Source organism: Leptolyngbya sp. ST-U4 (genome assembly GCF_039962215.1).
Classification (GTDB): Bacteria; Cyanobacteriota; Cyanobacteriia; order Elainellales; family Elainellaceae; genus Leptolyngbya_A.
Map to the genome: position 1 here is coordinate 1 of NZ_JAMPKZ010000064.1, position 10,843 is coordinate 10,843.

The 10,843-nt window shown below is 50.5% G+C and carries 8 protein-coding genes and 1 pseudogene; 3 read left to right on the plus strand and 6 right to left on the minus strand.

Annotation, left to right across the window (positions count from 1 at the left end):
- Positions 1-324: 324 nt before the first annotated feature.
- The 5 genes from NDA02_RS27380 to NDA02_RS27400 form a co-directional block, all read right to left on the minus strand.
- On the minus strand, positions 325-1,809 hold the full coding sequence (locus tag NDA02_RS27380; RefSeq protein ID WP_348256267.1) for a mannitol dehydrogenase family protein: 1,485 nt from the start codon (positions 1,807-1,809) through the stop codon (positions 325-327).
- A gap of 355 nt (positions 1,810-2,164) precedes the next feature.
- The gene (gene ugpC, locus NDA02_RS27385) at positions 2,165-3,307 is read right to left on the minus strand and encodes a sn-glycerol-3-phosphate ABC transporter ATP-binding protein UgpC (protein ID WP_348256268.1); all 1,143 of its coding nucleotides are present in this window, start codon (positions 3,305-3,307) and stop codon (positions 2,165-2,167) included.
- 62 nt (positions 3,308-3,369) lie between these two features.
- Complete coding sequence (locus NDA02_RS27390) at positions 3,370-4,203, minus strand: carbohydrate ABC transporter permease (protein WP_190792639.1); 834 nt, start codon at positions 4,201-4,203, stop codon at positions 3,370-3,372.
- A 29-nt stretch (positions 4,204-4,232) separates the two neighbouring features.
- Positions 4,233-5,147, minus strand: a complete 915-nt coding sequence (locus NDA02_RS27395) for a sugar ABC transporter permease (protein ID WP_190792640.1) — start codon at positions 5,145-5,147, stop codon at positions 4,233-4,235.
- 202 nt (positions 5,148-5,349) lie between these two features.
- Positions 5,350-6,711, minus strand: coding sequence for a sugar ABC transporter substrate-binding protein (locus NDA02_RS27400; protein ID WP_190792641.1), 1,362 nt, complete (start codon positions 6,709-6,711; stop codon positions 5,350-5,352).
- Positions 6,712-7,036: 325 nt separating this feature from the next.
- Between NDA02_RS27400 and NDA02_RS27405 the strand changes: the two genes are divergently transcribed.
- The 3 genes from NDA02_RS27405 (at position 7,037) to xylB (ending at position 10,501) form a co-directional block, all read left to right on the plus strand.
- Positions 7,037-7,849: an SDR family NAD(P)-dependent oxidoreductase gene (locus NDA02_RS27405; protein ID WP_348249898.1), complete on the plus strand. Its 813-nt coding sequence runs from the start codon at positions 7,037-7,039 to the stop codon at positions 7,847-7,849.
- Between the two features lie 210 nt (positions 7,850-8,059).
- Positions 8,060-9,019 carry a sugar-binding transcriptional regulator gene (locus NDA02_RS27410; protein WP_190792643.1) on the plus strand — a complete coding sequence of 320 codons (960 nt, stop codon included), beginning with the start codon at positions 8,060-8,062 and terminating at the stop codon, positions 9,017-9,019.
- 18 nt (positions 9,020-9,037) lie between these two features.
- Positions 9,038-10,501 (plus strand): xylulokinase, encoded by a 1,464-nt coding sequence (gene xylB / locus NDA02_RS27415; RefSeq protein WP_190792644.1) that lies wholly within the window; start codon positions 9,038-9,040, stop codon positions 10,499-10,501.
- 183 nt (positions 10,502-10,684) lie between these two features.
- Here the strand turns inward: xylB and NDA02_RS27420 are convergent.
- Positions 10,685-10,843 (minus strand): annotated as a pseudogene (locus NDA02_RS27420) (IS6 family transposase); the annotation flags it as partial.

Here is a 10,843-nt window from a genome sequence, read left to right on the forward strand (position 1 = left end):
CGATTCAAGCCAGTTAAAGCGCGCAGCAAGCGGTCTTGTGTCAGCACCCGTTCAATATCCAGCATTTGCTTATCCCATTTCTGCCTTCTATTCTTGCTTATTTCCCGACAAGTCTATTGAATCAATCTTTGGAATTGCTGCATAGAACAGAGCGAATGATGTAGGTTATTCAGCGTTAAAAATTCTTGCGACAGAACCCAAAATTTGACGGGACGGCAAAAAGGGCTTAACGCAAGTCGATGCTGCGACGATCGCCGAATTTTCAGAACGCATGGTGCAACGGATTGACACAGGCGTGCATCAACTGCAAAATAAGCTTCGAGGCTAAGCTAAATCTGCCAGCGTTGCTTTTGCTCCCCGATCGCGCAGACTGTGGAAATGAGCGGTGACTACCTCCACAAATTCCTGAGCCTGGGATAGATCTTCGCCAAAGATTTCAGTCAGGCGCAGGATTGATCGCGGGGCGTCTGAACTTTGTGCCCGGTCGGTGAGAATCTCTGCCATCGGGTCATCAATCACAATCTTGCGTCCCTGATCGTCCGTGCCTTGAAGATAGCGACACCAAGCCGCAACGACTAAACCCAGATAGTTCACAGAAGCGGATTGCTGAAGCCGATCGCGCACCGTTCCCAGGACAAATTTCGGCATTTTGGCGGCTCCGTTGAGACAAAGGCGGGGAAGCTGGTCTGGCATTCTGGGATTCGAGAATCGCTCGATGAGAGTTTGCTTATAGGCAGTTAGCTCCATACCGGGAACGGGTTTCAATGTTGAGGTCGTTTCCTCCATTAGTTGTTCAACTGCCCGACGAAACAGTGGGTCTGCCATGACTTCATGCACATAGCGATAGCTTGCCAGCTCACCTAAATAACCAATCAGCAAATGGCTGGCATTAAGCAAGCGAATCTTGATTTTTTCGTAGGAATGTACATCGTTGGTAAACTGGACACCTACCGTTTCCCAAGCAGGTCTTCCGGCACAAAAATTATCTTCGATCACCCACTGAATAAACGGTTCTGTCACGACCGGGAAGCCGTCCTGAATGCCAAGCTGCTCGGCAACCATCGCACGATCGGCATCCGTCGTGGCAGGCGTAATGCGATCCACCATGCTGTTGGGGAAGCTGACGTTTTCTTGAATCCAGGCAGCTAAGCTGGGGTTCGCTAGTTCAGCATAAGCGGTCACCATTTTACGAGTCACATTCCCGTTGCCCTGGATGTTATCGCAGGACAGGATGGTGAAGGGCGGCAATCCGGCTTGACGACGGCGATCGAGTGCTGCAATCAGAAATCCGAAGGCACCGATCGGCTGCTCGGGATGCTGCAAATCATACTGTATCGTGGGATGGTTTACATCCAGTTCACCGCTGCCTTCGATGTAGTAATAGCCTGCCTCGGTAACAGTGAGCGTGACGATTTTGCACTCTGGTGCCGCCATTGCATCGACTACTGCCTGACGATTATCTGGGGCATAAAGATACTTGCCAATTGAGCCAATTATTCTTGCCCGATCGCCTGCTGCCGAACGTTCTACGAGCGTATAGAGACAGTCCTGCGATTGCAGCGCATCCCGCATCCGCTTGTCCCATTCCAGCAGCCCGACGCCCACAATTCCCCACTGTTTATCGTCGCTTTGATGAAAATAGTCGTCCAGATAAACAGCCTGATGCGCCCGATGAAATCCACCGACACCAATATGCACAATCCCCGGAGTAATGGTGTGGCGATCGTACTGAGGAATGCGAATCTCAGGAGAGAGATGGAATAAAGTAGCTTCTGTTAGCTGAACTGGAGCATGAGTTTGGAGATTCATAATTCCTTATTTTCGATTAATGCAGGAATAATGTTGTCAAACGTAAATTAGAGAATGCTTGAAAAGTATTTGCAATGCTACATTGCCCCTTTCATTCTTCACTTTGCCCCCGCTCCTAACGAACTGCGGCGTTGCTGAATAGCGTATGATTCGCCCCCCTAGCCTCCCAACCCGGCAGAAGCTGTGCTCGTTCATCAGTTCGGAAGTCCCCCAAACGTGGGGCAGAAAGAGAACTACGGGGGCAATACAGGATATCAATTTTTGGCTTCATTCTTCGATTCAGCAACGCCGGAACTTTGAAGCCTTCATTACAAAAGGTTCCCCAAAAAATTGCCGCGGGAGGGAACCTTGAGGATTAAACGCTTTGAGGAACTGCCGAATGCTGGAGCGGAGGAAGCGTCACTCCCTCTAAATTGAACAAATGACAGGTATCTCGATCGATTTGAACGGAAACGCGATCGTGTAGATTGCTGCGATTGTTGCCGTCCGCTTTCACCATCAAGCTTTCGCCACCCTCCATCTGTAAGTAGAGATAAGTTTCACCGCCCAAGTGCTCTGCAACAAGCACTTCTCCCTGAATGATGCGGGAACTGGCTCCATGATGATCTGTCTGATGTGAACCAACGAGCTGCAAATGTTCTGGACGAACTCCCAGCGTCACAGCATCACCAATTTTCACCCCTCCCGCATGCACTGGAAGGGTAATTGCCGTTCGATTCTTCAGCGTTATCGTCACGCCTTCAAACTCACTGATGCCAGTCACTGTCGCAGACAGGAAATTCATCTTGGGTGAACCAATGAATCCAGCAACAAACAAATTGCGGGGATGGTGATAGAGTTCGAGTGGCGATCCCACCTGCTCAATCACGCCAGCTTGCAGCACGACAATCTTGTCTGCCAGAGTCATTGCCTCGATCTGGTCGTGCGTTACATAAATCATTGTTGCTTGCAGGCTGTCATGCAGGCGGGCTAATTCAATCCGCATTTGCACCCGCAGCGCAGCATCCAGGTTTGACAACGGTTCATCAAACAAAAAGACCTTCGGACTGCGGACCAGTGCCCGTCCGATCGCCACACGCTGTCGCTGTCCGCCAGAGAGTTCTCTGGGTTTGCGATTGAGCAACGGCTCAAGCTGAAGGATTCTTGCTACCTCTCGCGCCCGCTGTAGCCGCTGTGCTTTGGGAACCCCTGCTAACCGCAAACTGAACGCCATATTTTCAGCAACAGTCATATGGGGGTAAAGCGCGTAGGTTTGGAATACCATTGCCAATCCGCGATCGGCTGCGGGAATGTCGTTGGAGCGTTTGCTGTCAATCAATAAATCGCCTGAGGTGATGTCTTCCAGTCCGGCAATCATTCGCATCAGGGTTGACTTCCCGCAACCTGACGGACCAACAAAAACCACAAATTCACGATCGTTGATGTCTAAGTCGATGCCTTTAATGACTTCTGTATCGCTATATCGTTTGCGAATGTTTCTGAGCGTGACGGATGCCATAGTTTCTCCTTACGGACAGGTTGGTGAAGTAAAAGTACAAGGGAATAGGGTTGAGCAGACGTTTACTTAACTGCGCCGAACGTGAGACCTCGGACAAGCTGACGCTGACTCATCCAACCAAAAATCAGAATGGGGGCGATCGCCAGTGAAGAGGCGGCAGAAAGCTTTGCCCAGAACAAACCCTGTGGACTGGAAAAGGAGGCGATAAAAGCAGTCAGGGGTGTTGCGTTGGTCGTGGTTAAGTTGATGCTCCAGAATGCCTCGTTCCAGGACAGGATGATGCAGAGGAGAGCAGTAGAAGCAATGCCGGGGAGAGAAAGCGGTAACAGGACGTGAAATAACTCTTGACGAGTTTTTGCCCCATCCATCCGACCCGCTTCAAGGATTTCTTTCGGAACGTCTCTGAAGAAGGTGTAAATCATCCAAACGGCGATCGGTAGATTAATCAGCGTATAGATCAAAATCAAACCAATGCGTGTATCGAGCAAATTAGAGTTGCGAAACAAAATATAAATCGGAACCAGAACGCCTACAGAAGGCAGCATTTTAGTAGACAGCATCCACAGCAGTGTACTTTTAGTTCGCTTAGTGGGAAAGAATGCCATCGCGTATGCCGCCGGAACGCCCAACAGCAGCACCAGCAGCGTCGAGCCGACTGAGATGACGATACTGTTCATCGCAAAGTTGAAGTAGTTTGCCCGTTCCTGAATGGTGGCGTAGTTTTCCAGCGTTGGCTGAAAGAAGAGCTGCGGCACGGCTGAAACCGCCTCGACTTCAGGTTTAAAGCTGGTCAAAAACATCCAAAAGACGGGGAAAAACAGCAGGATTCCGGCTGCCCAGCCCAGCAGCGAAAGCCATATTTTGCGATAGAGCCGACGATCGGATTGAGTTGCCATTTTGATTTCCAGTGAATTCGCTCTAGAGTTCAGGTGTCCAGATTCTTCGCGACGAGACGCATCAGGAAAATTGCCACAATATTCGCCAGCACGACCGCAATTAAACCGCCTGCCGACGCACCGCCCACATCAAAATCCAGCAGTGCCCGAATGTAGATGAGATAGGCCAAGTTCGTTGTCGCCAGTCCTGGTCCCCCTGCCGTCGTTACAAAGATTTCCGCAAAGATGGTCAGCAGGAAGATGGTTTCAATCATGGCAACCACGGCAATTGCTCGACTCAGGTGCGGCAGCGTGACAAACCGAAACGTAGCGATCGCCTTTGCCCCATCCATCCGAGCCGCTTCGACCTGCTCTTGATCGAGAGACTGAATCGCCGTCAGCAAGATCAGCAGCGCAAACGGCAGCCACTCCCACGACACAATCAAAATGACTGACAGGAGCGGATACTGCGCGAACCAGTCGATTGCCCCCAGTCCCAGTGAGCGAGTAAAAAAGGCAAACAGACCGTTGACCGGGTGCATCAGCAGATTTTTCCAGATCAGCGCACTCACGGTTGGCATGACAAAGAAAGGGCTAATTGCAAGGATTCGGGCAACCCCGCGTCCCCAAAACTCTTCGTTAAACAGGACTGCCAGCAGTATTCCGAAGCCGATCGTAATCACCAGCACCGAGCCGACCAGAATGAGCGTGACGCCGATCGAAGACCAGAGCGATCCGTCGCTGAGCAGGCGCATATAGTTAGAAAACCCGGCAAAGCCGCGCAGAGCCGGATTAATCAGGTTATATCGCTGAAACGAAAACCATACCGTCATCACGAGCGGCACAATCATCCATAGCAGTAAAGCAATGATCGATGGTCCAGTCAGCAAAGACGTATTGGGTAATCGGCGCGATCGGCCTTTGGGTCCAGCTTGCGGATTGGGTTGAAATGTCAGTGAAGACATAAATGTGAATGGATATAGAGATGAATCTCAAAACAATTTGTTGAAGCAGAATTCGTATCCATGAGGTGAGTCATGGATCTTGTAGGGGCAGGTTTGAAACCCACCCTTATACCTATCACCACAGCACCAGCTGCTTTGAGGGCAATCTCAAGCAAGTAGCCTAATTTTTGTCCTGCTCAAATCACCCTCGCGGCTGCCAGCTTTACTTGAGGTAGCCTGCACTCTTCATCGCATTCGTTGTAGAGGACTGTGCTTGCTGCAACGCCTGGTCTACCGACACCTGACCCGTGAGAGCTGACGCCAGCGTTTGACCGACCTGAGTCCCGATCGCCTGGAATTCAGGAATTCCCACAAACTGGATGCCTGTATAAGGTTTAGTGGCAGTCGGTCCCGGCTGAGCAGATTCAATCGACTTCAGCACGGTATCCGCAAAGGGAGCGGCTTTCTTGTACTCCGCATTGGCGTAGGTAGAAGCGCGAGTTCCCGGCGGAACAGCAACCCAACCATTTTCCTGTGCAACAAGCTGAACGTATTCCTTCGAAGTTGCCCACTCGATAAATTGCTGAGCTGCCTCCGGTGACTTAGACGAACTGGGAATTCCCAATGACCACGCCCATAGCCAGTTTGAACCATTGCCCGTCGCTTGAATCGGCGCGCGTGCAAAGCCCACTGTGTCTGCCACCTGAGATTCCTGCGGGTTCGACAACAAACCAGCCGCCACCGTTGCATCCACCCACATGCCGCACTTGCCGGTGGAGAACAGAGCCAGGTTTTCATTAAAGCCGTTTGAGCTTGCTCCTGGAGGACCGTACTGCTTCAGCATCGACACATAGTCATTCACTGCTGCCTTCCATTCTGGGCTAGTCAGCTGCGGATTCCAATTTGCATCAAACCACTTTGCGCCATAAGCGTTCGCCATCGTGGTAACAAAGGCCGTATTCTCACCCCAACCTGGCTTGCCTCGTAGACAAATGCCATACACACCCGCATTCGGGTTGTGCAGCCTAGCTGCCCATTCCTTAATCTGGGTGTAGGTTGGCTGTTCCGGAACCGTGATGCCTGCTTGCTGGAACAGATCCTTACGGTAGTAGAGCATCGAACTCTCGCCGTAGAAGGGCAGTGCATAGAGCCTGCCGTCTACCGACAGTGCATCTCGAATTGGCTTCAAAATATCGTTCACATCATAGTCCGCCGAAAGATTTTCCAGCGGCCTCAGCCAGTCCTGCTTACCCCAAATTGGAGCTTCGTAGGTGCCGATCGTCATCACGTCAAATTGTCCGCCCTTATTGGCAATGTCGTTGGTGACGCGCTGCCGCAGGACATTTTCCTCCAGCACCACCCAATTCAAGTCGATATTTGGGTTGTCTTTTTCAAACTGGTTCGATAGCCTTTGCATCACCACCATGTCGGCGTTATTGACCGTGGCGATCGTCAGGGTCGCTTGTTCGCCGCCGCCACCACCGCTTGCCTGGTTGGACTGTTGGGGTGAGCAGGCATGAAGCTGCACCAGGAAAAAACCGACGCACATCGCAAAAAATAGCTTGGCGAAGCGGGGTACTCGCATCGCATTAACTCCTTGGCGAAAGATTGTTGATTTATCTTGATTTAATACTCAGGGTTCGAGCAGATGCTCAATAATAAGAATATAGATGGCTTTCACAGAAGCCTGAGAGGAAAAGAGGGAAGTTGCAACATTTATTGATGAACCTGATACATATTCGAAGACAGCTAAAGTAGCGTTTGCTTATCCTCGAATCATTTCAGCCTCTGTTGCACTTCTGCTGCATTACTTTGTAATCCACCTCATTACGCAGCAAACCAGGGTCATGCAATTGAGCTAATCCTCTCAAAAAACAACTCAAAGCTTATCTACAAAAGGATACAAATCAATGGCAACTCAAGCGGGGACAGCCACCTATTCTTTCACTGATAAAACAATTTTGATTACAGGCGGTGCAGGTGACTTTGGGCGGGCAGTGGCTCATCGCTTTGCGAGCAGCGGCGCGGGAATCATCCTACTGGACTTAAATGAAACGAAGCAGGCAGAAGTTGCTGCAGAGTTGGCAAACTACAAAGTGCCGATCGCCTCACTACGCTGTGATGTCACAAATGTTGATGAAGTCAAAGCAACCTTCGATCGGGCAATCAACCAGTTTGGGCATATTGATTATGTATTTAACAACGCAGGCTATCAAGGGGCATTTGCAACGACCGATAATTATCCAGAAGATGATTTTCGGAAAGTAATTGAGATTAATGTCGTTGGAGTATTTCATGTGCTTAAAACTGCTGCAACTTGTCTTAAACAGCAGGGTGGTGGTGCGATCGTTAATACTGCGAGCTATGCAGGCGTAGTCGGTCCGGCGAATATGCTGGCCTATGGTGCATCAAAGTTTGCGGTGATTGGGATGACACAAACAGCAGCCAAGGATTTGGCTCTCCATAAGATTCGTGTTAATGCGCTATCGCCTGCCCTGATCGGACCTGGCTATATGTGGACGAGGCAAACGGAACTCCAAGCGGCAGTTGGTTCGCAGTATTTTGACACCGATCCAAAAGTCGTAGAGCAGCAGATGATTCAGTCCGTACCGATGCGGCGATTGGGCAGCCTGGAAGAGGTCGCTAGTGGAGTTGCTTTCTTGATGAGCGAGGAAGCAACCTATATTACAGGCTTCAATCTAGAGATCACCGGTGGGCAGTAGCATGGCTTCATCCAAGAATTGAGCATTTTCTCAGTCTTTAGGTAAATGCTCAAAAAGATGAAGATTTGGTGGGGTTTTTAGCGAAACGGTGTTGATGAAGGCTGTTCTTTCGCTGACAAGTTTCAGATGATTAATTTGTCGTGATTTCGATGAACAATAGTCATCGCGCTGCTTTTCATTCTGAATTTTCTTTCTCCCCCTTTATCCGCCATGAACGACTTCTCCTCAATTCGCCGCGATCGAAAACTTGACCTTGCTGCCCACGCTGCATGGCTCTATTACATTGCCGGAAATACTCAGGATGAGATTGCGATCAAGTTACAAATCTCTCGACAGGCCGCACAGCGTATGGTTGCTTTAGCTGTGAGTGAACGGCTGATCAAATTTCGGCTCGATTACCCGCTCAGCAACTGTATTGCCCTGGCAGAAGCTTTGCGCGATCGATGGGGACTTGCCGTTTGCGAAGTCGTTCCTACAACAACTGATCCACGGAACGGCATTAGCATCTGTGCGGCGACCCATCTGGAAAACTACCTGATGACACGCACGCCGCTCATCCTTGCGTTTTCCTCTGGACGAATGCTTCGATCAGTGGTGGAGCAGATTTCGCCCATGAACCAGCCCCAGCACAAGGTCATTTCGATCGTTGGCAATTTGTCTCATTACGGTCATGCAGGTCGGCATGAAGTGGTGATGCATTTATCCGATCGCGTTGGCTCTCAAGCATACCCCGTTCCAACTCCGGTGATTGCCACCAGCGTAGAAGAACGACAGCTACTCCAGACGCAGCGATCGTTTCTCACAATCAAAGCTCTGGCAGAGCAGGCAAAAGCAACCTTTGTTGGTATCGGTCAAATTGGCTGGGACTGCCCCCTGCATCGGGATGGATTTATTAATGATGCAGAAGTGACAGAGTTAGTCGAGGCTGGAGCCGTGGGTGAAATTGCAGGCTGGGCATACGATCGTGAAGGAATGCTGATTGAAGGAGCAACGAACAGTCGCGTTGCCAGTGTACCGCTAGAACAGCCTACTCAAAAGCTGGTAATTGGCGTAGCAGGTGATTCGGAGAGGATAGAAGCGATTCGGGCAGCTTTGCAGGGCAAGCTCATTAACGGACTCATTACAGATAAGGAATCAGCACAGAAGCTTTTGGCAACGGCAAACGATTAATTGATAAGGAATTTTGGGATGAGGAACATAGCGCTAGGTTTGGACCTGGGAACGAGCGGGGTTCGCGTCGTGGCGATCGATCTATCAGGAAAGGTGGTGGCTCAGGCGACGCGCAGCTACCCTTTGCTGTCTCCCCGTCCAGGCTGGACAGAGCAAAATCCGGTCGAGTGGACATCTGCTAGCTTGTTAGCTCTCAAGGAAGTTGCACAGCAAATCGAGGCAGATCAGGTGATCGGGTTGGGATTGTCCGGTCAGATGCACGGGATGGTTGCTCTAGATGCAGAAGGGCAAGTGGTTCGTCCGGCAATTTTGTGGAACGATCAGCGCACCGAGCAAGCCGTTTCCCAGATCGAATCGATTGTGCCGCGATCGACCCTCATTCAGCGTACGGGTAATCCTGCTGTGACCGGGTTTCAGCTTCCAAAAATTATCTGGCTATGCAGCGAGGAACCAGAGGCCTATGCTCGGACTCAGCAAGTTCTCCTGCCCAAGGACTATCTGGGGTATGTGCTGACGGGCGAGTGGTTTACGGAACCTTCGGATGCATCAGGAACAGGCTGCTTGCATCTCGAAACGCGTCAGTGGGATGAAGAGGTGCTTCAGGCATTGGGGGTGAGCGTCGATCTGTTTCCAGCGGTGATTGAGTCAACTGCGATCGGCGGACGGCTCAAGCCGGAACTGGCAGAGAAAATCGGACTGCCTGCAGGACTGCCTGTGGTCGCTGGAGGAGGGGATAATGCAGCAGCGGCAATCGGCTTAGGCATCTCTTCAGCGAATTTGCGCCAAGGCAGTATCAGTCTGGGAACCTCTGGCGTCATTTTTGCGCCGCTTGACCAGCCAACTCCCGATCCGCAGGGACGCATTCATCTGTTTTGCCATGCAGATGGTAGCTATCATTTGCTGGGTGTCACGTTAGCTGCTGCGGGTTCTTTGCGCTGGTATCGCGATATCTTTGCACCGGAGGCTAACTATGTTGAGCTGATGGCTTTGGCAGAACGATCGCCTGCTGGGGCGAGAGGGGTTTTATTTATCCCCCACTTGGCTGGAGAACGATCGCCCTACCTTGACCCTGGAGCGAGAGGTGCATGGATTAATCTAGCTTTGGCACACGGTCAGTCAGATCTGATCCGCGCTCTGTTGGAAGGTGTGGCACTCAGCCTACGGGCAGTACATCAAGTCATGGTTCCCCTGACGGCGGTAGATACTTTCATTGCAACTGGAGGCGGTACTAAATCAGAGCTGTGGCTGCAAATCCTGGCAAATGCGCTGCAAATGAAGCTCGTCATTCCTCAAGCAGAAGAAGGAGCAGCCTATGGTGCAGCATTATTAGCGATCGTTGGGGCAGGTGTAGCTTCACTGGAGGATATCTTGAAACAAGTGACAGGCGACAAAAGGGTAATCCATCCAGCTTCGGAACCAACCTATGAAAAACTGTTTCAGCAGTTTCAAAGCCTATATGATTTGCTAAAAGCGGTTCGATGAGTAGAGTGACAAAAAGGGCATTGACAACAAACATAACTTTAGAGAAGAGATAAAATACAGGATCATACCTCGCTTGCCTGGTTTTACCGGTTGTGTCGCAAAAACTGGTGGGTGGTAAGGTAAATAGGACGGTTCTGTCGCAAGAATTTTTAACGCTGAATAATCTACATCATTCGCTCTGTTCTATGCAGCAATTCCAAAGATTGATTCAATAAACCTTACTTGAGACACACTATCCCCTTGTTCTATCCCTTTCACTTGTCCTTTTCTAATCATGTTCATCGCTTCAATTCCTCTCAAGGTTCTTCTAGCACTATTAAAGGACTTGAATCCCATCATCGA